Genomic DNA, 23,505 nt, shown 5'->3' on the forward strand with positions numbered 1-23,505 from the left:
CAGCCCCCTTAAAATATTGGCTCTAGTAAAATTAACTTATTTTAAGCACAATTTAGAGAAAAACAACTACCATTAAGAGCTAGATTTACTTTTTATTAAAGTTTGGTATTTATACTTTAACAATGGATTTTTCTCTATTGCCTCATCAAGTAAGGTCTTTGACTCAAGCAAAACAGTTTCTTTTGATATGTCAAATTCGGCTTTTAATGATAAAACAATAGATTTTAATGCTTTTGCTTCCAATAATTTATCATTAAATTGCTCGGCTTTTGTAAGTAATTCTATAGCTTTTTGAATTTCTAAGGTAATTTTTTCTTTTTTCTCCCTTTTCCAATAAGCTTCTTGATAAAAACATTCTGCTAATTTTAAGTAAATTTCTGCGCTTTCGTTATTTAGCTCTAAGGCTTTTTGAAAATTATTTTTGGCTTGCTGAAAAGAATCTTTAGGAGAAAGATTTTTGATTATTAAATTACGGGCAGTTAATGTATCAACCTCAGCTAATCTTAAGTAAAGTTCTGGGTTGTTTTTATTACGATTAATCCCTTCTTCACAAGCAAAACGAGCTTTTTTTAAGCTTTCTGTAGCATCCAGGTTTTGATTAATACTATATTCAGCCGCTACTAACCAGGCTTCAGATAAAAATCTATATCCATCAGCAAAAGGGCCTAGTTTAAGACCTTTTTCAAAACTTTCTACTGATTTTTTTACTGACTCTGTTGGGTCAAGTCCTGCGGCTAGCTCATAACGTGCTTTGGTACGAAAAGAAATGCCTATGTTATTGTGTGGATAAGGATGATTAGGATTAATTGCTATAGCATTTTGATAGGTTTCAATAGCTAAATTTAGCCATTTTTCAGGATTTGTTCCACAAAATAAGTCATATTCTCCCATAATTTCATAGGTATTTCCCAAGGCATTATGGTTAAAAAGGTCTGTTTTATTAAGCTCTATAGCTTTTTTATGGTTCTCTATTGAGTAATTTAATGAGTTAATAGCATCAAGCCCTATGCTAAATTCATAACGTCCTTTTTGCCAGTAAATATCACCTAAGTTTTTATAAATAAAATCATAGGATAGGTTTTGTTTTAGAGCAGTGTTATAAGTAGCTAGAGCTTTTTCTAGAGTTGGACGCGGATCTTGGCCTAGAGTCATTTCCTGAGAAGCTTTTCTATAGTAGGCTGCTCCTAAATAAGCATAAGGAATGCCTGCTAGTTCTCCAGTAATATTAGTTTTTTGAGACTTAGCTTTCTGCTCATTAAGGTCAATAGCTTTTTGAGCCATAACAATAGTTTTATCAAATGCTACTGGATCTTGGCCTAATCTGATTTGATATAGCCCTAATGTATGGTAAATCTTAGCTTTAGTTATATGTGTGCTACTATTTTCTGGATTAACAATTAAAGCTTTATCACAAGCAGCTAAAGCTTGCTCAGATGTAGCTTCGGGGGATTCACCTGTGTCAAACATAATTTCCATTAATTTTAAGTTTCTCTCTGCTTCTAGTTCATAAAGCCCTGCATCACTGCGAGCAATATCTATAGCTTGTTGAAAGGCTAGTTTAGCTAAATCTAGGTCTTGTGTAGCAGATTTGTAATCACCATTTTTAAGCTTTCCCACAGCCATTTGTTGATAAATTCTGCCTTCTAAGCGTTTAGCATCATATAGCCAGGGTAGTTCTGTAAAAGCATCTTTAGATTTTGCCAAAGCAATATCAAATTGGTCTTGATAAAAGGCTATTAACCCTTCTGCATATAATCTATTTACGCTATTTTCACTACCGATTTTTAAGTATTTAATGGCAGGATCACAATATAAAGCTTTTAGTTCTGCTAATCTACGTTCTTGAGCTTCTTTGTTAGAAATAAATTTTACTTCATTACGTAATTTTTGGTATAGTTCAGCTAAAACATAACCTAAAACATAAGCATTATCAGGTGTTTTATAATTATTCTCCCAGGATTTTTCTAAATATAGCCGGGCCATTTCATAATCTTGCAAAGCTAAATAGCCACAACCAAGAGAGTAGTAGCCTGGGCCTTTTGCTAAATATCCTTCTGACGCAATTTTTTCATTAATCGCCTTAAGTCGTTTTTCTATTAAAACTCTTGCTCCTTGAGTGTTATTAAGAGGTAAAGAATTTGAATAGCGCAAAAGTTGTTCTATTTCTTTTACTTCCTGACCAAAAACTTGTGTAATTCTTTCTCGCTCTTTAGATAGCCAACTAGTCCTAATCCACATACCTGTAGAAAACATAATTAATAGTGCTACTAGAGATGCTATTGCTACTTTTGCTTTATGTTTTTTTATAAATTTTTTTAATCTGTAGGTTTTTGATGTTCTAGCTGTAATCGCTTCACCATTTAAGTAAAGCTCTAAATCTGTAGCTAGTGCTTTTGCTGATGGATAACGAAGTTGAGGATCTTTTTCTAAACATTTCATTACAATAATATTTAGATCCTCGGCAATTGCATCATTTATTTCTTTAAGTGGAGTTGGAGCATCTTGGGTAATTTTTAAAATTACATCAAAATAGTTTTTTCCCTTAAATGGAAGTTCTTCCCCTAAAAGCTCATATAAAGTGACTCCAAGACTATAAACATCCGTTCGACGATCTAAAAGATGTGTTCTGCCTTTTCCTTGTTCAGGTGACATATAAGAAGGTGTACCTAATATTACCCCTGCACCTGTTCCATTAATTTCGCCAACCTCCCGGGCTAAGCCAAAATCTACAATACAAGGCGACCATCCTTTATCATCAGTATTTTCAACTAATATATTTGATGGTTTTATATCTCGATGTATAAGTCCTTGTTTATGTGCAGTATGTAAAGCTTCTGAGACATCTTTAATAATTTTTACTTTCTGCTCAACACTTAATGTTTCCTTAGCTCTATCCAAGGAAATACCATTAATATATTGCATTGCAATATATTGACGACCTTGAAATTCTCCTATTTCATAGATTTTACAAATATTTTCATGTTCAATTCTTGCTTGAAGCCTAGCTTCCCGAATAAATCTAATTACTAGATCTGCTTCATCTTCGACTAAAAATTTTAGTGCAACAATTCTGTTTAGTTTTGGGTCAACAGCGCGAAAAACTTTTCCCATCCCCCCAACACCAATTAATTTTAGGTCTTTATAACGTTCCCAGCCGCTTAGCAAAGCTTCTTCGCTTAGTTCATCTGTAGTAAATAATGATGCTTTTGGTTTAGGTTTGCTATTATTTGAAGTTGTTGGTTTTATTATTGTTACTTGTTGATAAATATTTTTTTCTGTACTTAAATCATCTCCATTTAAGTTTACTAAAGTAACTGCTGTAGATGGCGTTTTATCATTAAAATTTTTAAGTTCTTTACTAGTAAGATTTTCTTCCTCTTTTATTTCTTCTGTTTGTCTAGTGATTATTATTTTTGTTTCTTGTGCTAAATCTATATCTTTAGCGAGTAAATCTAACGTCTCTTCAGAAATCAAACCTATTTCTAAGAGTCTTGCTATTTTATCCCCCCATTTTTCTACACGTTCAGAACTAAGCTTTATTGTTTCGCTAGACTCTTCTAAACAGCAATCCTCTTCTAACAATAACCCTTTTTCTACTGCTTGTTTTAGAATCAAATCTTGTAACTGCGAGTCCATATATATTTGCCCAAAAGTAATTACTTAATATAAAGTCTACTAAATTTATTTAATAGCTAAAAGCAAGTCCTTAAAATACCAACGCTTTATAGAATACAGCAATTTTTTATTAACACCAATTTTAATAAATACCTACTTTTTTCTTTTATTAAACTATTGCACCTTGGCTTGCTTAAATAGTATATTGCAACACCTTTCTTAGTTTTATAAACCTACAAATTAATAATCTCTCTATTGCATTAGGAGGCAGTAAAATCATATTTACTGTATGAGATTTACTGAAGTAGTTATGAAGGAATACATAATCATCAACCATTTAATTGGCTCAAAAGCTGGTCAAGTTGAAGGGTTCTTAGTTAGTACTTATTCAGAAATAACTATTGGTAGGGATTCTTCCTCTGTACTTAAATTTGATAAAAATAAAGATATTATGATCTCTTCTCGTCATGCAAAAATTACTATTTCTAATAATCCTCGCCAATTCTCTTTGCTAGATCTTGATAGTCGTAATGGTACTTTTATTAATAAGCGTAGGGCTATTGGAGTCACAAAATTAAAATTAGGAGATATTATTCAAGCCGGTTTAGATGGCCCAGCCTTTGAATTTGACTTAAACCCTCGTCCAAATTTACCTGATATTCCCAGCACTGGACAACTAAAACGAATTGTCCTACAACACTTATCAGGCTCAAGAATTAATCAATCAGACTTTATTTCATTAAATGATTTTCGAGAGTTAGTTATAGGTCGTGGCACTACCTCTATGATTAAGTATGATCAATATCAAGAATATATGCTCTCAAGAGAACAAATTAAAATAACTCCTGATCTTAAACACTCTGGACAATTTATTATTACAGACTTAGATAGCAAAAATGGGACTTTCTTAAATAATGCTAAGCTATTAGGCTCTGCTCCAATAAAATCTGGAGATACAGTAACTTTTGGTGGTGATGGCCCAAGCTTTTTATTTAAGATACGTTAAAGATTTTTACACCCAATGGAGGAAAAATGCGATTAAAAAATAAAGTAGCTCTAGTTACTGGTGGAGGCTCTGGAATTGGACAAGAAATTTGTTTGCTATTTGCCCGTGAAGGTGCAACTGTTGTAATAAATGATATTGTACCTTCTGCAATAGAAAAAACTCTCCAACTATTAGGGGATCTTTCTACCAACGCCCTAGCAGCACCAGCCGATGTTTCTGATAGTAGCCAGGTAAAACAAGTCTTTGCTGATCTGCTAGCAAAATATGGTACGCTAGATATTTTAGTTAATAATGCTGGTATTGGAGAAGTTAGTTCAGAAAAAGAAGGAATCCTTAACCGTGTTGCAGAAGCCCAACTAGCAGAAATGTTTGAAGGAGAAATTAAAACTCATTGGGCAGTAACTGAAAATTTATCAGACGAAGACTGGGATAAAATGCTTAAAGTTCATTTATATGGAACATTTTATTGTACAAGAGAAGCATTAAAGATTATGTCAGGAAAAAACTATGGTCGGATCATCAATATGGCTTCAATTGCAGCAACATTAGGGCTTGAAGCCTCGCCACACTATTCAGCAGCTAAAGCAGGAATTCTTGGTCTAACTCGTGCTGTAGCTCGTGAAGTTGGCACACGTTCAATAACGGTTAATGCTATTGCACCAGGTTTAATTGAAACCCCTATGACAGATATGATTTCACCAATGATAAAACAAGCTTGGATAATGGGAACTCCAGCAAAAAGAGCAGGCAAAGTTAGTGAAGTAGCTAGTGCGGCACTTTATCTTGCAAGTGATGAAGGTAGCTTTTTTACTGGACAAGTGCTTAGCCCTAGTGGAGGGGCTTGGATGGCCTAAGCTAATTGATCTCAATATTTAGGAGCATAGACAATTTTTCTAAATTACTGTTATATGTTCCTAATTCAACCTACATTAAATTATTTACTTACCAATAGTTGCATATACATTATTATAACTATAACTATTTAGTAGCTTTATCAGATCAAACTTTACCTTCTAAGAGATCACTTCTATTTTCTTAATTGTTTGTATCTAAACAAATTACCAAAAACAAGTTTTTTTATTTGTTAAAAATCGTGTTTTTTGATATTTAAAAACAAACAACAATACTTGTTAAAAGTTATTATTAAGTTGTTGTCTTCCAAAGTCTATCAATTATGACCCATTATAACTGGAGTAAAAAAATGAGAACACTTACTAAAGAAGGGAAGTTGCGTTCAGCTAGGTTTATTTTGCCAGCACGTACTTATACAGTTGGAGAATTAATGCAAATTACTGGTATGACACGACAACAAGTAAGCTATTGGTCAAAGTTAAATATTGTAATCCCAAGTATTTCTCAACATTCTGAAAGCACTGGCCCAGGCTATAAATCTCTTTATGCTGTTACGGATGTAATCGAAGGATTAGTTGTATCTGAACTACGCCGTTCAGGTTTTTCTTTGCAAGCAATTCGTAAAGTTGTAGCTCGTCTTAAGGCTGAAGGAATAGAACTTTATGAATCCGCTCCGTTTCTTCTAACTGATGGTCGATCAGTTTACTATGCCTATAGCGATAAAGAGGTAGTAGATTTACTTCGCGCACATCGCCAGCAACTACTACTTTTATCACTAGAGGAACAACTAGGCAAAGTTCCTGATATTCGCAAAGCCGCCTAATGGCAATTGCTGTTGGCAAAAGTTTTGTTTTATTCATTTTAAGGAGAAATTTAATGTCCACCGTCATTGCAATTGCTAATCAAAAAGGTGGTGTTGGCAAGACGACCACAGCAGTCAATTTAGCTTGTTTTCTAGCCCATCCTCAATCAATTAAAAAAACAGCACGAGTCTTGATAGTTGATTGTGATCCTCAAGGTCATATTGCTAGATCTTTTGCTATTGATTCTAACTCTATAGAAAAAACCCTTTATGGTGCGTTACTTGGACGTTGTGAACCAGTAGAAGCTATTAGAGAAGTACGGGGAAATTTAGATATTTTGCCATCTAACCGCGAATTAGCTATTGGTGAAATTGAACTACGTGAAGTAATTAACCGTGAACGTAGATTGCGCCAAATGCTATCTAAACTAACTAATTATGACTACATAATTATTGATTGTCCTCCTGGATTAAACCTACTTACTATCAATGCTTTAGCTGCGGCTCAAATAGTCCTAATTCCTGTTTCTACCTGGCTTGCACTAACTGGAATAGGCGATCTAGCTGAAGTGCTAGCAGAACTTGTCCGAGAATTTAACTTAAATGTCACTATTTTTGCTGTACAAACTTTCTTTCGTTCAGGTGTAAGAGAATCAGAGTCTTTAAGAGAAAGGCTTAAATCTGACTTTGGAACTAATTTACTTAATTCAACTATTAATCTAAACACTGCTATTTCTACAGCAACAGCAGAAGGTCGCCCTATAATTGATTATCCAAACACGGCTGGCTATGTTGATTATGCTCGATTAGCCAAGGAGGTTGTTACACGTGTCGCAAAAGAAGATAAAGCCGCGCGCAAAGTCCGCAAAGGCTGAGGATAATATAAAAACAGACGCTTCCTCAGAAGCAACTATTCGTAACACACCAGCTACTCGTGCATTAAGGTTCCTTTTAGGCAAAGAACCTTATTCAGAGGAGTTAGCTCAAGTAGATTCTTCTGTTGGCGATCTTAATGATCTTGATGATCTTAATGATCTTGATCAGTCGTCAACTCAGTTGATCTCTAGCCCGATCTCTACAGCGATCAACCCAACTCCCCAATTGATCGAATCTCAAAAAAATGATCCTGCTTCGATCTCAGATCAGCGATCTAGCCTTGAAAATACTACGATCGCTAGCACTCAAAGAGCTAGCTCTATTATAGATAGCTCACAGAGCCGGCTCACACAGACACTTTCTCAAACTGAAAGGCTCACAGAGAGCCAGCTATCACAGAGCCGGCTCACAGAGAGCCAGCTATTAGCGAGCCAGCTAGAAAAAACTATACCTTTACCAGAATTAAAAACACAACCTAATTTACTAGAAGAATCCGAACAAATAATAGATATTCCTCTACCACAACGCCCAACACCTTTAGGTAAAATCGAAGCTAGCCCTATAAATATTAATTGGCGTAGTGTAGAACATAGCCGAATCCCACAAGTTGTTTTTGACGAAATTTTGCCACAACTTCCCCCAATGACCCATACTCCTTATTTACAACTATTGCGTTTAACCTTTGGTTTTCAAAGAAATAGCTGCCATATTAGCTTAGAAGCTTGGGCGGCTCGCTGTAATCAATCTTTAGCATCTATTAAAAGACAAGCTGTTATTTTGCAACAAAGAGGATTACTAAAAAAAGAAAGTGTTGTTTTTGGAGGTTCAGCTAGAGGTTCATATTTTTGTCCTGTTATACCAGGTATTCTTAATGATGAAGAAACTAGTAATAACACCAGTAAAATACCTCTTGAAGTTAATAATAATAATTCTAGCCGGCTCACACAGAGCCAGCTATCAGACAGCCGGCTCACACAGAGCCAGCTACCACAGAGCTACATGAAAGATCATGATCATGATCTTAGAAATAAAAAAGATCATCTCGAAAAGCAGGTGATGATGATTTATCAAGAGTTAACTGGAAACCGTCCAACTTTAGCTGACCTAACAGCTTATAGAAAAATCGCCCATCTTGGACAAGAAAACATACTTGTGTATATGAAACAGATTTTTGAACGAAGTGTTGAGCCTATAGGCTCGTTTGCTTATTTTGGCAAAGCTATAGACAAGGCTACTCAAGAACAGCAACAAACCCGTGCATCACAAAGACGCAAATTAGAAAGAATAGTTGAACAAGTGCGCCAAAGTCGTGTAGGTGGCCGCGCACTTTTGTCAGACCTGCTAGAAAGCATTAAACAAGCTTGTATTCGAGATAATGTCACTTACAATAATGATTTAGTAAATGAAATTTTAGGAGTTGCCAAGTAGGGGTGATTATGAGCAACAGAGATGATGATTTTAAGAATCGTTTTTTTTCCAATCTGCTAAAGGAATATGAAAAAGTACCAGGCTATGAGTCTGCCTATGAAAAATGCCCAGAATGTGAACGTCTTGTGCCACGTTCAGAGCTAGAAGCTTTTGTTGGGATATGTGGATGGTGTAGAGGTTATTATTTGCGAGAAGAATTAAAATTTGATTTATAGCTAAAATGAGCTATAAATCCCCTCAGAACATTTTTTGAAACTGTTCTAAGGTGGTAGGCTGTTTTTTGAAATCTTGCCAGTAAGAAGAGCCTTCTAAGCGTTTTGAGAGAGGATCTTTTAAGCGTATTAGAGAGAAAAAAGGGATAATTAAAAAATAGATTAGAGTGAGCAAAATGGTTGTTTGAATTTTGCCCAAGATATATGCAAATCTTTTCCAAGCTGCCCAAATAGATTTAAGTATTTCCTTCTATGCTTTTTTATCAGTTAAAAGAATATTTTTTGCTCTTGCCGATTTTAAGACATCGGTTTGTGGGTCAAGTTGTAAAAATTTAGCTCCAGCACCTTTACAGCCATCAGCAAAGACAGAAATTTGTGTAGGAGCAATCATTGCAACACCATGACCGCGTACACGAGCAAATTCTAAAAAACCTCGTGCTAGTTCCATAGAGCTAAATATAGGTACAGTTAAGCCTTCTGAAGTTTCAAAGCCATAGACAGCTTCCCCAAGGTCACGTTTTATATAGAAAAATATTTGACTAGCAATAGGTGGACTACTCATTGAATTTGCTCCTTAAGCTTTTTGTTGGTTATCTTAATCAGAATCATAGAAAAAAGTAAAATGCCAGTTGCAAGAAAAGCAACTGGCACAAATGGACATTAAAATTTTACAAATGGACAAGGATTTGTCCTAGCGGTTCCATTGAGCTTCAAAAACTTTTGCAAAGTCTGCACGACTAGCAGTTTTATTATTAGCCCAAAGGGTTGTAAATGAAGTGTTAAATTTTTGTTCTTGAGGGCTACCGGCTTGGATACCAAGTTTTTGGTAAGCATCGCCATATTTGGTAATAAAATCAATTTGTTCTGAAGCTTTATTACCATTTTTAGCTACAAAGTCTGGTGCCATACCTCTAATTTTAGCCGCAGCAACCGCTGTATCTGGTGCAACGCCTGCTCTAATTTGTAGTAGAGATGACATAATACCTGAGCGATATTTACTTGAACTGCTGTCATGAATATAAACACCATTAGCACTGTTTGGATCAGCTTGTTGGGCTTTTCTTGCATTATCAACTACTGAGAATAGTTGATTAATTTGGTTAGCTGTTGGAGTGCTAGCATCTGAAAGAGGAATATTTATATATTGTAATCCTGCTGCACGAGCGTCAGTTTCAGTTGTGCCAACTTCATTGGGTTCACGTAAGTCAATTTCAATACCAATTTGACGATTGTTTTTAACCCAATTAAATGGATCTGCTGGAGGGCCATCTTTTGCAACAGGTGCTGTGCTAGGTGCGCCACCTTGGTAAACACCTGGTTGGAGTAAGAATAGACCTTTAACCCCATTTTGTTCTGCATCCATATCTACAGGGGTACGAGCTACTTCATCAGCTAAGAAGGTTTGTGCCATTTGAGCAGCAATCTTTGGATCATCAAAAATTTGTCCTACTTCGCGGTTTCTAATTAAACCGCCACCAGTAAAGTTTTGTGAACCAATAAAGGTCTTATCATCAGCAATAATTCCTTTAGCATGTAGGTAGTTACGAGACATAAAATCAGCTTTTATACCAACTGCACTTAGTTGATCAACAGCCTTTTGATTTGGTTGAATTGGGCGTTCAGGGGTAGTTTCTACTTTACCCACTAGTACACGAACATCTACACCACGTTCTTTAGCAGCAATTAGTTTATCTATAAGTGCTTGATCTGTAAGAGTTTGGTTATAGACATAGAGACGATCTTTTGCTGAGTCAATTAAGTCTCCAATACGAGAATTAGCATTATCTGGAGTTAAGACTAAATGCTTAAAGGTAATATCAGAAGTGCTTTGACGGTTCCAGTCACGCTCAAAGAGTGTTGCACCTTCCTTAACAGCTTCTGCGCGGGTATCTTCTACCCAAAAATCAATATTATTCCATTCAGGTTTAGCACCTTCACCCAAGCCACCTTTAGTAAGATTACCTGTGCCAAAGAGCATATCCCGGTTATCAATGATCATAAACTTGGCGTGATCAACATTCATGTTGGTATTAAATTCTGGTGGAGTTTCTCTTACATCTACACCAGCAGCACGAAGCTCAGTAGCTTTTTCTTCAAAGTTGTTATATTCACCAACTGGTTTAGGCTCAAGCATTACCCGAACTTGAACACCACGTTTAGCAGCGGCTTTTAATGCTTCTGTTACACCAATATCTGTAAGTAGGTAAACTTCTAAATCTACAGTCTTGGTTGCACTATTGATAGCATCAATAAGAGGTTTGCTAGTAGAGTCAGGCATTCTATGAATACGGACTTTTTCAGCTTCTTGAGTAATATCACCAGCAATAATACCTGTAGTCTTTAGATCTTTAATAAAGATATTTTCTAGGTCTTTTACTACACTAGGAGTGTCAACAATTTGACCAAATTCTCTATTATTATAAAGACCACCGCTAGTAAAGTTTTGAGAACCAATATAAGCCTTATTATCAGCAATCATTGCCTTAGCGTGTAAGGTTTCATATTGACGATAGTAAGCAACATCAATACCGGCTGCTTCTAATTTAGCTTTAGTTTGAATAACTTTATCTGTACTTCCACGAGGAGCATTGACCATTACTTTAACATCTACACCACGTTGTTTGGCTGCAATGATACGGTCAATCATTGGCTGGTCTGTTAAGCTTTGGTTATAGACATAAAGTTTTTCTTTAGCATTATCAATAAAGTCAAAAAGTTTTTGGCTAGCATTATCAGGAGTTACTACTAAATTCTTAAAATCTATACTTGTAGAGTCTCGACGATCCCAATCAGCATCAAATAGCTGACTTGCTTCACTAACAGATTGAGCGCGTGTATCTCTAACCCAGAAATCACGGTTATGAAAATTAGGATCACCTTCACCTAAACCGCTTTTTACTAAATTACCTGTACCAAATAGGAGTTCTTTTTTATCTACAACAATAAATTTAGCATGGTCAACTTTGTTACCTGCGCTAAAGATTTCTGGAGTAGTTTTTACTTCAATTCCAGCAGCACGAAGTTGATCTTCAGTAGGTTTATTTGCATCTTTAATACCTACTACTTGAGGTTCTAACATTACACGAACCTTAACACCACGAGCAGCAGCTTGTTTAAGAGCATCCATGACTTTAGGTTCAGTAAAGAGATAAATAGAAACATCAACGCTATCCTGAGCGCGGTTTATGGATTCAACTATTGGAGCGGCTGAAGAGTCTGGCATTGGGAAGAGTTTAACTTCTTCCATGCCGGGAATATCGGTAGGTTTAGTTTTCTTTAACTCTTGTAACATTTGATCAAAGCTTAAGCCAGTAACTCGGGTTTGCTCATCACCAGATAAAGCTCTTAATGTATCAAATTCTGCTTGGGGCAGGTCGCCAACTTTTTGGCAAATTCTTGCTCAATAGTCATGTTTTTCTTGCCAGTATTTCTTATTAGTGACTCATCCATTTGAGTTAATCTAATAGCAGTAGTGTCTGGCAATTTTTTAATTGTAGTCAGAGAAAACCCTAGTTCTTGTAATCGGGTACGTGCTGCGCTAGCATCACTAGGAGTTGGGCCAGGGGTTGGTGTAGGAGTTGACTTGCTTAGCTCTGCTACCATTTGATCCAAACTTAAATTAGAAATGCGGCTTTGTTCTACACCTGGCAAGCTACGAAGTTTGTTATAAGAATCTGAGGGAAGAGAATCTATTTTTTGAGCAAATTCTTGTTCAATTGTAAGATTTTTCTTTGCTACTTCAGTTAATATCCCACTATCTAAACCAGCTAATTTTGTTGCAGATTGGTCAGAAAGCTTTTTAGTAGTGGTTTGTGAAAAGCCCATATCTAATAAGCGGGTTCTAGCTTCTACTGCGCCAAGAGCAGCAGCGGCATTTGTGGTGCTTGGTTGAGCAAGAGAATCAACTGTTTGCTTCATTGAAGCTACTACTTCATTAAATGAATCAAGCACTTTATTTATTTGGCTTAACACTTGTGTTTGTTGAAGTGCAGAATCTGTAGAGGCTAAGACTTTACCTGCTTGTAATTTATCAATATCGCTACCAAAATCAACGGTATTTTTTACAGTGCTAAGAGATTGCTCGGTTTGAACTTGACGAAGCGCGCTAGTTTGTTGGGCGGCTCCAGAAATGTTTTTCATATACTGAGTTAAATTTTCACGAGTATAGCTAGTAGGTTGGTTTAATGAAGCCCGTTGAGCAAGTTGTGAGGATAATTGCTTTTGAATAAAGCTATTACCAACACTTAGTTTTCCTCTTGTAAATTGTGATGATAAACGGTTGCTACGATTAGGATCTGCTACTTGTTGAAAATTTTCTGGTTGTGCTTGGGGTGTAGTGCTGGGTGTTGGTTTAGAAGTTTCTTCTAGTTGATTGCGTAAAGTTTCTATAGCTTCGCCTGACCTTAAATTCACATCCCGAACAGACATAAAATCTCCTTAAATCTTTATTTAAATCTTAATTTAGATAGGAATATATTTGTTTTGTCTAAAAAAAATTAGACAAAACAGCTTACTTTTTTATAAGGTAAGTTTGATGCTTAAGGATAGATGAGGTGTATGGATATATGGATTTTAAGCGGCCTTACTGTCCTACATTGGTAGGAAGGTTTTCTTTTATAATTTTATTAAAATATGTTACGGTTTTTACACTCAAATATCTATCCAAATTCTCAGAAAATAATAGCATAACTTATTTTTCTTGGATACCTTGTATTAGTAATTTTTTGAAAATTTTTGCTAAAAATATTTTTTTGTTTTTTATGAAACATTATTTTTTAATAGTTAAAAAATTGTCTATTAATAATGGTAGAAAAATCTAACTGATTTAGGAGAAAATAATCTATGAAATATCAGTTGCCTACAGTTTTATTACTACTTGTATGCTCATTTGCTTGTATTGGTAAAGAATCTAGTACTACTCCTAGTATTTCTAGTCCAACCCCTAGCGCATTTCCAATAAGTAATATAGATAGTAAAAAAACTAGTGAAGTAGGAGCAGAAAACTCTTTTATTGGTTCAATAGAGAGTATAGAAAATAAGAAAAAATTAATTGCTTTGATTGAAAAAAGTGAAAATAAGGAAATTAGTTTAGATTTAAGTTTATCTAATGCTCAAATGTTAGCTATTTATGATTTAGGAGAAAAAGATAAAATACTAGTGGATTTAGCTTATAAAGAAATGCCTGAAGATCCTTTTCCAAATGCTGGCTATCAGTTGATAATAAAATTTTCTGGAGAAGATCCTAAAGTAGTTTTTCAAGACCAAAACATAGAAACTCATAGAATCAAGGCTAAAGTAACAATAGGAAGTTTTGCTGGCCCTAATCAAGGAATTATGTCAGCTACAGGAACTACTGTTGTAAATTAGTTCTACGGTAGTTTTATATGCTAGAGTGGAATAAGTTTTGTATTTTATTCCACTCTAGCACCATATACTATAGCTTAAAATAATTTATAACTATCTCAGGCAAATACATTTGATAATCTGTGCCTTTATAGCCACCACGATTATGATGTGCTGTTTTACGTACCCAACCAAGTAAATTAAATATCTCTAACACATCTTGAATACGTCTTTTGCTTAAGCCAACTTCTTGGGCTAAAAGCGACTGGCCTGCAAAAAACTTTCCTTTTGCTGTAGGATCTCCAAAAGCTTTTCTATAACAATGCCTAAGAGTTAGTTTTGAATCTTTATCCAAATGAGTTATTACATTATCTTCTATCCAATGCCAGGCTTGAGCATAAGCATACCAATAGTTTGAGGAAATATTTTCTTCTTCTGGAAGAGCTTGCCAATTAACTAAAACTAAGCGTTTTAACATTGCTACATCTGTTCTTAAACGTTGAGGAATTTCTTCTAAATTTATGTTAATTTCTGCTACAGTAGCATTGTCAACTACAGTGGCAATTTTGGTTTCTTGAACAGTTACTATATTATTTACTTGTTCTGCTACAGTAGCAGTATTAACTACAGTAGCAGAAACTAATATAGATAATTTCTCTTCGTCTGATAACGGCACATTATCTTTTAAGGAAAGAACAGATTCTACAGTAGGCACTGATGCTATGGTAGTAACAGAATCCACAGTAGTTTTTATTTGCTCATCCTTATCTAAACTTAAATTTTCTATGGTAGTAGATGCTATAGTAGAATTAAGATCTACAGTAGTTTCTATTGCTGCGCTATCTAAATTTGCTGAATCTTCCACGGTAGAGGGCTGTTCTACAGTAGTATTAGAATCAGGCTTTAAATTATTAGTTTTGGAAAAAGCTTCTGCCATAACTTCTTCCATAGATTTAGGACGCTGCATAAAAGCAGGTTTTATTTCCAGGTGTTCACCAAAAAAGAGTTTTTTCTTATCCAACTTGTCTGTTTGCTTGCGAGCCAATTGAGAGTACCTCCTGAGGTGAAGTTTGAGCAATTTTAAGAGCTAGACTTTTATAGTCCTCTGCTGCACGAGAACGAGAGCTATATTCTAGTATTGTTTCACCTTGAGCCGCGGCACGAGTTACTTTAGTATCAAGGCGCACAGGTGGAAGCACTAGTTGTCCATAAGTTTCTACTAAATAATCAACTACAACTTTAGCCACACTTGTAACATTATTTTGAAAAGTTGGTACAATGCCAAGAATAAGAGGATGGCGACGGAAAAATTTTTCTGTATGTTCTATGGATTCAAACGCATGTGCTACACCTTGAACAGAAAGCGTATCAGCAGCACAGGGAACTAGTAGTTCATCAGCATAACAAAGAACATTTTGCACCATTAAAGAAAGTGAAGGCCCACAGTCCAAAAAAACAAAATCATAATCAGAGGCAAAATTATGAAACTGTCGTTCAAGTGTCCATTCGCGTGCTGGAAAAGCATGCATTTGCATTTCTGCCATAGCTAATTTTTTATTAGAAGGAATAATGTCAAAGCCTTGTCTTATTTTTTGTACTACTTGGCTAATAGGAAATTCTGAAATCAAAATATCATAAAGTGTAGGGCTATTATCCCTATCTAACTTTAACCCTACTAAGCTAGAAATATTTCCTTGTGGATCACAATCAATAATTGCTACCCGATATTTTTCTTGTGCAAGAAAATGAGCTAAAGAAACGGCTGTTGTAGATTTACCTGAGCCGCCTTTATGGTTCATTACTGCAATGGTTCGAGCTTTATTTTTCTTCATGTATTAAGCCTTAAATCTGAAATTTTTTATTATGCTACAGTAGTTTTTTATTCTAGTGAAGTGCATTTGGCTACTGTGGAATAAACTACAGTGGCAAGATAAACTATAGTAAATATTAAAATAATTATCAATTTATTACTTTGGCTATAAAATAAACCACTGTAGCATAATAAACTATAGTTATATTAATTATTTTATTGATCGAAAGAGCTTTAGTCCGATAATATAGTTGGGTTATCTAAAATAAAAATCAATAACAAATCAATAAGGGCGGTTAATAAATGGTGTTTAGGTATGAAAATTTTTATATCTTATGTTAAATAACCATACTAAGAATTATTAATAATTTGATAGCAATATTTGTAAGTAACTCAATAACTTATTGTTTTAATTAAAAATTTAAGGAGCTTTTGTATGACAAACATTAATCGTCAATGGCGGCTAACTTCCAGGCCCGTAGGTTTAGTAAAGGATTCAGATTTTGAATGGAGAAAAGAAGCTTTACCCACACTAAAAGAAGGTGAAGTGTTGGTAAGAAATATTTATTTATCTTTAGACCCTGCTAATCGAATCTGGATGAATGAGCAAGATAGTTATATGCCTGCTGTAGGAATAGGTGAAGTAATGAGGGGTATGGCTTTAGGCGTTGTAGAAGAATCTCAAGATAGTAATTTTCAAAAAGGGGATTTAGTCCAAGCCATGATAGGTTGGCAAGATTATGCTGCTTTGGATGGAAAAACTTTAACCATAATTCCAAAAGGATTACCTATACCACTTACAGCTTATTTAGGGCTTTTTGGACACATTGGCTATACAGCATATTTTGGGCTTTTAGACATCGCTAATCCTAAACCAGGGGAAACTCTAGTTGTTTCTGCTGCTGCTGGTGCTGTTGGATCGCTTGTAGGGCAAATTGGAAAAATAAAGGGCTGTTATGTAGTTGGCATTGCTGGAAGTGATGAGAAATGTCAATGGATTAAAGAAGAATTAGGTTTTGATGCAGCCATAAACTATAAGACAGAAAACGTTTTTAACCGCCTTAAAGAACTTTGTCCAAAAGGTATAGATATTTATTTTGACAATGTTGGAGGGCAAATTTTAGATGCAGTGCTAGCACAAATTAATAAATTTGCTCGCATTTCTCTTTGTGGCTTAATTTCTGGCTATAATGTGGAAAAGCCTGCACCAGGCCCTTATTACTTTCCTAATGTCTTAATTAAAAGTGCTAAAGTACAAGGTTTTATTGTTATTGATTATTTAGACCGCGCCCAAGAAGCTAATAATGATCTTGGTAAATGGTTTATTAGTGGTAAGCTTAAGTATAAAGTAGATATTGTAGAAGGACTAGAAAAAGCTCCTCAAGCAATTAACAAGCTTTTTGATGGTTCTAACCAAGGGAAATTATTAGTTAAAGTTTCTGAAGAACCTAGCTAAAAATTTTTATATTTTATCTTAAATTAGGCTTGACTTTTCGCTTGTATTTCGTATATTCTCGCCTAGTTTAACCTTAATCTATATAGACTGAAGATCTCTATTTTGAGGGAGGATTTTGATGCGATACTTAAAAATAAAAGATAATCTTTATTTATATGAACAAATTGTTCCACAACAAGAAAAAACTACTAAGAAAGATACCTTAAACCATATTTGGATCTATGATCGAAGTGGTTCAATGTACTATTTGCTTTCTGGATTAGCAGATGATTTAATCGTCCGCGCTCAAACTATTCCAGTAGGCGATACAATTACTTTAGGTTGGTTTAGCAGTGAAGGAGAATTTAGATTTATCCTTAAAGGTTTTCGAGTTACAGAAGAAAGAGATTACAAAATAGTTGCAGATACAATTAATAATAATAAAACTACACTTGGTTGTACTTGTTTTTCAGAAATTCTACTTGATACAGAAAATGTAATTAATGATTTAGCAGCAATTAGCCCTAATTTTGCACTATGTTTCTTTACTGATGGTTATCCAGTTGTGAGCAATTATAAAAAGGAAGTAGCTAATATTCAAAAAGCTATTAGCAATATAGAAGCATCTTTATCTTCAGTCTTATTAGTAGGTTATGGTGATTATTATAACAAAGAATTAATGAGTGATATGGCAGAACGCTTTGGTGGAATGTTATGCCATTCTAAAGATCTACCTTCTTTTAACGTTTCAATGGAGAGCTTTTTAGTTGATGCTAGAGAAAAAGACCTTAAACAAATGGTAGATCTTATTAGCCCATCTTCTTTAGGTGTAATTTTTAGTGTAACAGGAAACGCTGTTAATATTTATCAACCAAATGACTCTCAACAAATTCGGTACTCTCCTAAAAAAGACTCTGATAATAGAATTTATGTACTTTCAGATACTTACTTAAAAGGTACAGAAGTAGTTTTAACAGATAAGAATGTTAGAGGTGAAGATACAGAGACGGAAAGCTTTGTTAAAGCGGCTTATGCTGCTGCAATGATTTTAACTCAAAAAACTAAAACAGAACTTGCATTAGATATTCTAGCTTGTTTAGGAGATAAAGCTTTTATCAGTGGTGTTAATAACGCTTTTACTAATGCTGAATATGGAAAAGTCGAAGCTAGCATTCAAAATGCTATTAGCAATACAACAGAAAGATTTTCTCAAGGGCGTGATACTAAATTTTTGCCAGCAGCAGACGCATTTTGTCTTTTAGATATGTTGGAACTTTTAATGGAAGACAAAGAAGCTTATTTCTACCCCTACCATGAAGATTTTAACTATAAACGTATTGGAATCCCTACCAAGACAAAAGAAGGCTATCCAAAATTTGTGGCAGAAGAAAATGTCAAATGCCCACTAGATGGACTAACTTGGAATAGCACAAAATTAAATTTATCTATCAGAGCTAAGATAAATGGAGCAGTAGAATTAAAGGAAGGCTATCAAGAACATGGTTTTGAACAAATATTTCGCACCTGGATTTATAGAAATTATTCTTTAGTAAGAGATGGTTTTCTTAATATTTTAGTTTTACCTGTTTCTATGTCTGAAAACTCTTTTAATAGATTAAAAGCAGAAGGAGTAATTGATCTTGAAGAAACCTACTCAGATTCAAATAAAATTTACTCTCTTCAATTAGATAGAATTCCTGTAATGAACCGAGCTATTGCCAATGGTAGGACTTCAGCAACAGATATTTGCCGTAAGTCATATCAAGAATTAGAGTTAGAAGCTAAAATCAAAGTATTAAACTTCCTTAAAAATGAACTTGACCCAGAAGGAACTAAGCTACAAAAAACACCCTACACCCCAGAACAAGAAGCTTTTTTAGAAACTAACGGTATTGGGCGAAATGGTTATGCTCCACCTACAGAAAAACAAGAAGCGACCGATAAATATATTGCTAAAGAATTTGAAATAAAAATTGCTAAACATTCCTCACTTCCTAAAGTTGATGAAATTCGCACCAAACTTAAAGATGGTAAAGCTATTAATGCACCTGGTCTTTTAATTAAAAAAGGCTTAGAGTTTTATCAAGCCAATGCTGCTAATCTATCAGAAGAAGAGCAATTAAAATGGTTAGATGAAAATGTAATAAAACTAAAAGTTGAACTAATCAGACTTAGAAATGATATGCAAAAAACGAAATTTGCTATTATGCTGGGTAAAAAATGGTTTGATGAATTTACATCCAGAGAAAATAATACTCTAACCCTGGACGGCATAGAATATAGCATCTCTGTTCGAGAAATAGAAGTTCCACTATAAAATAATTTTTTATCAAGTCTAATACTTGTAATTTATTCATTATGAATAAATTACAAGTATTATTTTATTTAAAAACTATCAAATGCTTAAAGCTTCAAAATTAGTACACAAGAATTTATTTATTGTTCGATTCTGAACTTTAATGTTCAAAAATGAACACTTGCATTTCCTTAATTAATCGTCTATTTTTGCTTAACTTAAAGTCCTACAACAGTAAAAATAAATTAATGAATGGCATACTAATTTCTTCATAAATAGACTTTTGTAAAATTTTTGAAATAGTAAAACTTTTGTTTTCTAGGTAAAAATTATGAAACTTGACATTAGACTAAAACTTTTTGGTGCTTTTATAGTAGTTTTGATCCTTGGTGTTACAGTAGTTTTTACTCTACTAAACCTACTAGTAGGAGTAAGTCAAAATTTAGAAAAGATTATTTCTGTAAATTTTGCACTTGAACAAAAAATGAAAGAAGTTAAGTATCAAATAGTAAACACTAATGATGCTATTCATAGTTTAATGTTAAATCCAACTGCAACCACAGAACTAGAAAGACAAAGCAACGCTATACAAAGAATTTTTACTAATTTAGCAGAATTAAAGCAGTTTGCCCTAACCCCAGAATTTGGTAGTTTATTAAAAGACTTAAATGACCTAGAAAATAAATCGGCTGACATAATTAAAGAAAAGCTGATACCTACAATTCAAAAACCTGATCTTGAGGCAGCAAAACAAATTTTTCAACAAGAATACTTACCCATATATAAGCAGCAAGAAACCCTAGTAGAAAACATTATTGCATTATCTATTACTCAAAGAACTAATTTATCACAATCTGCAATCAGTAATAGAAATTTAAGTAAATGGGTAGTTCTAGTAGCCTCTTTAGTCTTTAGTTTAGTATGTTTACTAATGGCAGCTTTTCTTAATCGCACAATTACTGTTCCAATTGTTCGTCTAGCATCACTCTTAAAACGTGCTGCTAAAGGCGATTTAGTAGATAACTATCGTTATAATGAAAGAAATGATGAAATAGGAGAGTTAAGCCGCTCATTAAATAGTTTTTATGAATATATTCGTGAAATGGGAGTAACAGCTATTAAAATTGCTAGTGGCAATTTAACTGTTCAAGTCAAACCTCTTTCACAAGTTGACAGTTTTGGAACAGCTTTTAGCACTATGATAGAAACCTTACAAACAGCTATAGGTGATTTACGTAAAACCTCTGACCAGCTTTCACAAGCAAGTAGTCAAATGGCAGCAGCATCAGAACAAACTTCCAGGATGAATGATATGGCATCATCATCTATTGAAGAAACCTCTGCTGCTATGCACCAAATGAGTGTAAATATTGAAAATGTAGTTAATAGTACACAAACGCAATTAGAGTTTGTTACTGAAACTAGCCACCGTATTGAGCAAATGATTGTCTCTATTGAAGAAGTAGCAGAAATGGCAAAGAAAATGTTTGCTATTGCAGAAAAATCTAGTAAGGAAGTAGCCATAGGCGTAGGGGCAATGGCTAATAGCAGCGAAGGTATTGTAAAAATAAATGCGAGCATAAACCGCACAGCAGAAACAATTAAAGCTTTAGAAAAGCGTACAGAAGATATAGGTAAAATTGCAGATTTAATTGGTTATTTAGCTGATCAAACCAATTTACTTTCTCTAAATGCTGCTATTGAAGCAGCTAGAGCAGGTGAGCATGGGTTAGGGTTTGCAGTAGTTGCTGAAGAAGTTCGTAAACTAGCTGAACGTAGTGCAAAAAGCACTAGAGAAATAGACCAAATTATTAAAGGTATTCAAGGAGAAGCTCTTAAAGCAACTGAAGATATGGATAAAAGCACAGAAATTGCTTCTCAATTATTAGGTCAAGGTCAAGAAGTAACGACAGCACTAAAAAGAATTGAAAAAACAGTAACAGAAGTTTGCCAATATTCTCAAAATATTGTTAATGCTACTGAGCAACAAAATGCTGCTTCAGAACAAATTGCTCAAGCAACAATAAAACTAAGAGAACTAATGCAAGAAATTAATGCAGCAGGGCAAGAGCAATCTGTAGGTGCAAAACAAGTTGCTAAAGCTGTAGAAATGTTAAGAGAACTAATTGTTCAAAATGCTTCTAGCTCACAAGATTTAGCTACTAGCGGCCAACAATTAGCTAAACAAAGCGACCTATTACAAAATGTTATTGGTCGTTTTGCAGTTGAAAGCCATAAATTAGTAAAAGAAGAAAAATCCCAATTAGTTATGGTTTAAGAATAACTACACCGTAAACTAAATAATACGTAGGGTTAAAACCCTGCACTACATATCTATCGCCCCGCTGGGCTTAAGATTAAAATATCAGAATATTTAATTTACACTGTAATAACTAACACTTAATTTTCTTCGGTTTCATTTATTGGTAAATGTGCAACTAATACAGGACAACTTGCTTGGCGCAAAACTCTATCAACATTTGAACCAAATAATGACCAAATATTATTAGCTTCTTTTCCTCGCGCTCCCATAGCAATTAAATCAATATTGTTTTCTTGAGCATAACTAAGAATTTGCTGATAAGGTTGCCCTGTAACAATTACAGGTATTAATTTAGACCAAAGTTCAACTTCCGAAGGGATCAAATTACGCAAGTAAGCAAGCTCATTACTATAATCAATAGGCTCAGATTTATCTGTTTTATCAGGCAAAATATTCATTAAATGTAATTCTGTTTGAAATTCTTGTGCTAAGGAAAGGCCATAATCTAAGGCTAAATCAGCGTGTGAAGAAAAATCATAAGCTACTAATACTTTTTTTAAGCCTATTTCTTGACTAGATACATCTACCCATTCACGCTCTTCTTGATGAGTAACTAAAACAGGGCAAGGTGCTGTATGACAAATAGCTTCAGTTGTAGAGCCTAAAAGCATTGCAGCATAAGGGCGGCGACGAGAACGCATAACAATTAAATCTACTTGTTTTTCTTTTGCTGTCTCAATAATTACTTGCTCTGGCTCTCCATTTGAAATTATCCCTTCCCAATTAAGCCAGGGAACGTCTGTCTCGCTGATATATGGAGCAATAGAATCAACAAAAAACTTATTAACCTCCTCAAGAGGCATTAGCTTAGAATCTTCTGCTACATAACAAAGATAGAGCTTTGCGTTATAGGCACGAGCAAAAGCTACGCCGTAACGCAGAGCCTCATCTGAGGTTGGACTAAGATTTGTTGGACAAAGGATGTTATTAATAACCCGACGCTTACCTGTTTGTATTTGATCCTGAGATTCTATTGTCATTTTTACCTGCTATTTTTTCTAAGATAATTGGCTGACAGATTATAATTAACAACCTTTCAACTTGGCAAACTTAGATAGCTTTATTATTAGTAAATTTTCTAGTTTGTCGTCCAGTTTCTTCTGCTAATTTTAGCTGTTCAACAGCCTTACTAACAGGAATCCCAGCATTTGTACAAACATCCCAAAGCGAACGATGACTATTATGAAAAGAGTCAATACCTAAATTCTTTAGAATTTGGTTGGCTGTTGGGTTTTCATATATTATGTCCCCAATTTTCTTTCTTGCATCTATTCTCATAACTCACCTCCTATTTAGAGCTATTATTTAATTTCAGCAAATTTTGTGCCGAGCCAATAAGTCTTGATTTTGAAGGTGTAAATGCTACTTGATGTGGATTTTTTCTTGCATCTATGAGGAACTTTGCACATTAACGATATCTATAATATTAAACATCTTAGGCAGAAACACAAAGTCAATTTTTCATTTGTGACACTAAAAAAACTGTAATATTTTTCTAAAATATTGC

At 34.4% G+C, this 23,505-nt stretch carries 18 protein-coding genes; 10 read left to right on the plus strand and 8 right to left on the minus strand.

Translation table 11 applies throughout. The features are described from left to right. Nucleotides 1-72: 72 nt before the first annotated feature. On the minus strand, nt 73-3,636 hold the full coding sequence (locus tag IPK14_22360; protein MBK7996014.1) for a protein kinase: 3,564 nt from the start codon (nt 3,634-3,636) through the stop codon (nt 73-75). A 268-nt stretch (nt 3,637-3,904) separates the two neighbouring features. Here IPK14_22360 and IPK14_22365 point away from each other — a divergent pair, with 268 nt between their 5' ends. The 6 genes from IPK14_22365 to IPK14_22390 all read left to right on the plus strand — a co-directional run bounded on the left by IPK14_22365 (nt 3,905) and on the right by IPK14_22390 (nt 8,794). Further along, entirely contained in the window at nt 3,905-4,621 is a 717-nt protein-coding gene (locus IPK14_22365; protein MBK7996015.1) for an FHA domain-containing protein, read from the plus strand. Nucleotides 4,622-4,647: 26 nt separating this feature from the next. Next, nucleotides 4,648-5,475 carry an SDR family oxidoreductase gene (locus IPK14_22370; GenBank protein MBK7996016.1) on the plus strand — a complete coding sequence of 276 codons (828 nt, stop codon included), beginning with the start codon at nt 4,648-4,650 and terminating at the stop codon, nt 5,473-5,475. 347 nt (nt 5,476-5,822) lie between these two features. Continuing rightward, nucleotides 5,823-6,296 (plus strand): MerR family transcriptional regulator, encoded by a 474-nt coding sequence (locus tag IPK14_22375; GenBank protein ID MBK7996017.1) that lies wholly within the window; start codon nt 5,823-5,825, stop codon nt 6,294-6,296. A 53-nt stretch (nt 6,297-6,349) separates the two neighbouring features. Next, nucleotides 6,350-7,150 (plus strand): ParA family protein, encoded by an 801-nt coding sequence (locus IPK14_22380; protein ID MBK7996018.1) that lies wholly within the window; start codon nt 6,350-6,352, stop codon nt 7,148-7,150. Continuing rightward, entirely contained in the window at nt 7,104-8,579 is a 1,476-nt protein-coding gene (locus IPK14_22385; protein ID MBK7996019.1) for a hypothetical protein, read from the plus strand. Before IPK14_22380 ends, IPK14_22385 begins: the two co-directional genes overlap by 47 nt. Nucleotides 8,580-8,587: 8 nt before the next feature. Beyond that, nucleotides 8,588-8,794, plus strand: a complete 207-nt coding sequence (locus tag IPK14_22390; GenBank protein ID MBK7996020.1) for a hypothetical protein — start codon at nt 8,588-8,590, stop codon at nt 8,792-8,794. A gap of 247 nt (nt 8,795-9,041) precedes the next feature. Here the strand turns inward: IPK14_22390 and IPK14_22395 are convergent, their stop codons facing one another. The 3 genes from IPK14_22395 to IPK14_22405 all read right to left on the minus strand — a co-directional run bounded on the left by IPK14_22395 (nt 9,042) and on the right by IPK14_22405 (nt 13,219). Next, nucleotides 9,042-9,353, minus strand: coding sequence for a hypothetical protein (locus IPK14_22395; protein MBK7996021.1), 312 nt, complete (start codon nt 9,351-9,353; stop codon nt 9,042-9,044). A gap of 129 nt (nt 9,354-9,482) precedes the next feature. Beyond that, nucleotides 9,483-12,083 carry a hypothetical protein gene (locus tag IPK14_22400; protein MBK7996022.1) on the minus strand — a complete coding sequence of 867 codons (2,601 nt, stop codon included), beginning with the start codon at nt 12,081-12,083 and terminating at the stop codon, nt 9,483-9,485. A 53-nt stretch (nt 12,084-12,136) separates the two neighbouring features. After that, nucleotides 12,137-13,219, minus strand: a complete 1,083-nt coding sequence (locus IPK14_22405; protein ID MBK7996023.1) for a hypothetical protein — start codon at nt 13,217-13,219, stop codon at nt 12,137-12,139. Between the two features lie 414 nt (nt 13,220-13,633). On the opposite strand from IPK14_22405, the gene IPK14_22410 reads away from it, so the two are divergent. Beyond that, nucleotides 13,634-14,158: a hypothetical protein gene (locus tag IPK14_22410; GenBank protein MBK7996024.1), complete on the plus strand. Its 525-nt coding sequence runs from the start codon at nt 13,634-13,636 to the stop codon at nt 14,156-14,158. Between the two features lie 67 nt (nt 14,159-14,225). Here the strand turns inward: IPK14_22410 and IPK14_22415 are convergent, their stop codons facing one another. Beyond that, nucleotides 14,226-15,179, minus strand: coding sequence for a hypothetical protein (locus tag IPK14_22415; GenBank protein MBK7996025.1), 954 nt, complete (start codon nt 15,177-15,179; stop codon nt 14,226-14,228). Next, entirely contained in the window at nt 15,148-15,966 is an 819-nt protein-coding gene (locus IPK14_22420; GenBank protein ID MBK7996026.1) for a ParA family protein, read from the minus strand. Before IPK14_22420 ends, IPK14_22415 begins: the two co-directional genes overlap by 32 nt. A gap of 414 nt (nt 15,967-16,380) precedes the next feature. Between IPK14_22420 and IPK14_22425 the strand changes: the two genes are divergently transcribed. From IPK14_22425 to IPK14_22435, 3 genes are all read left to right on the plus strand, one after another. Further along, a complete protein-coding gene (locus IPK14_22425) occupies nt 16,381-17,400 on the plus strand; it encodes an NADP-dependent oxidoreductase (GenBank protein MBK7996027.1) in 1,020 nt (339 codons plus the stop codon). 118 nt (nt 17,401-17,518) lie between these two features. Continuing rightward, nucleotides 17,519-19,696 (plus strand): hypothetical protein, encoded by a 2,178-nt coding sequence (locus tag IPK14_22430; GenBank protein MBK7996028.1) that lies wholly within the window; start codon nt 17,519-17,521, stop codon nt 19,694-19,696. Nucleotides 19,697-20,006: 310 nt separating this feature from the next. Continuing rightward, complete coding sequence (locus IPK14_22435; protein MBK7996029.1) at nt 20,007-21,953, plus strand: HAMP domain-containing protein; 1,947 nt, start codon at nt 20,007-20,009, stop codon at nt 21,951-21,953. Between the two features lie 122 nt (nt 21,954-22,075). On the opposite strand, the gene IPK14_22440 is transcribed toward IPK14_22435, so the two are convergent. Continuing rightward, nucleotides 22,076-22,978 carry a universal stress protein gene (locus IPK14_22440; protein ID MBK7996030.1) on the minus strand — a complete coding sequence of 301 codons (903 nt, stop codon included), beginning with the start codon at nt 22,976-22,978 and terminating at the stop codon, nt 22,076-22,078. Nucleotides 22,979-23,048: 70 nt separating this feature from the next. Beyond that, complete coding sequence (locus tag IPK14_22445; GenBank protein MBK7996031.1) at nt 23,049-23,276, minus strand: hypothetical protein; 228 nt, start codon at nt 23,274-23,276, stop codon at nt 23,049-23,051. Nucleotides 23,277-23,505: the final 229 nt, after the last annotated feature.

Source organism: Blastocatellia bacterium (assembly GCA_016713405.1).
Lineage (GTDB): Bacteria > Acidobacteriota > Blastocatellia > Chloracidobacteriales > JADJPF01 > JADJPF01.

What these genes read in the sequence shown, in the direction of transcription:
- IPK14_22375 (MBK7996017.1), top strand. Translation starts at nt 5,823, where the DNA reads ATGAGAACACTTACTAAAGAAGGGAAGTTGCGTTCAGCTAGGTTTATT.
- IPK14_22425 (MBK7996027.1), top strand. Translation starts at nt 16,381, where the DNA reads ATGACAAACATTAATCGTCAATGGCGGCTAACTTCCAGGCCCGTAGGT.
- IPK14_22445 (MBK7996031.1), bottom strand. Translation starts at nt 23,276, where the DNA reads ATGAGAATAGATGCAAGAAAGAAAATTGGGGACATAATATATGAAAAC.
- IPK14_22410 (MBK7996024.1), top strand. Translation starts at nt 13,634, where the DNA reads ATGAAATATCAGTTGCCTACAGTTTTATTACTACTTGTATGCTCATTT.
- IPK14_22365 (MBK7996015.1), top strand. Translation starts at nt 3,905, where the DNA reads ATGAGATTTACTGAAGTAGTTATGAAGGAATACATAATCATCAACCAT.
- IPK14_22420 (MBK7996026.1), bottom strand. Translation starts at nt 15,966, where the DNA reads ATGAAGAAAAATAAAGCTCGAACCATTGCAGTAATGAACCATAAAGGC.
- IPK14_22430 (MBK7996028.1), top strand. Translation starts at nt 17,519, where the DNA reads ATGCGATACTTAAAAATAAAAGATAATCTTTATTTATATGAACAAATT.
- IPK14_22435 (MBK7996029.1), top strand. Translation starts at nt 20,007, where the DNA reads ATGAAACTTGACATTAGACTAAAACTTTTTGGTGCTTTTATAGTAGTT.
- IPK14_22400 (MBK7996022.1), bottom strand. Translation starts at nt 12,083, where the DNA reads ATGTTACAAGAGTTAAAGAAAACTAAACCTACCGATATTCCCGGCATG.
- IPK14_22405 (MBK7996023.1), bottom strand. Translation starts at nt 13,219, where the DNA reads ATGTCTGTTCGGGATGTGAATTTAAGGTCAGGCGAAGCTATAGAAACT.
- IPK14_22370 (MBK7996016.1), top strand. Translation starts at nt 4,648, where the DNA reads ATGCGATTAAAAAATAAAGTAGCTCTAGTTACTGGTGGAGGCTCTGGA.
- IPK14_22380 (MBK7996018.1), top strand. Translation starts at nt 6,350, where the DNA reads ATGTCCACCGTCATTGCAATTGCTAATCAAAAAGGTGGTGTTGGCAAG.
- IPK14_22395 (MBK7996021.1), bottom strand. Translation starts at nt 9,353, where the DNA reads ATGAGTAGTCCACCTATTGCTAGTCAAATATTTTTCTATATAAAACGT.
- IPK14_22360 (MBK7996014.1), bottom strand. Translation starts at nt 3,636, where the DNA reads ATGGACTCGCAGTTACAAGATTTGATTCTAAAACAAGCAGTAGAAAAA.
- IPK14_22440 (MBK7996030.1), bottom strand. Translation starts at nt 22,978, where the DNA reads ATGACAATAGAATCTCAGGATCAAATACAAACAGGTAAGCGTCGGGTT.
- IPK14_22390 (MBK7996020.1), top strand. Translation starts at nt 8,588, where the DNA reads ATGAGCAACAGAGATGATGATTTTAAGAATCGTTTTTTTTCCAATCTG.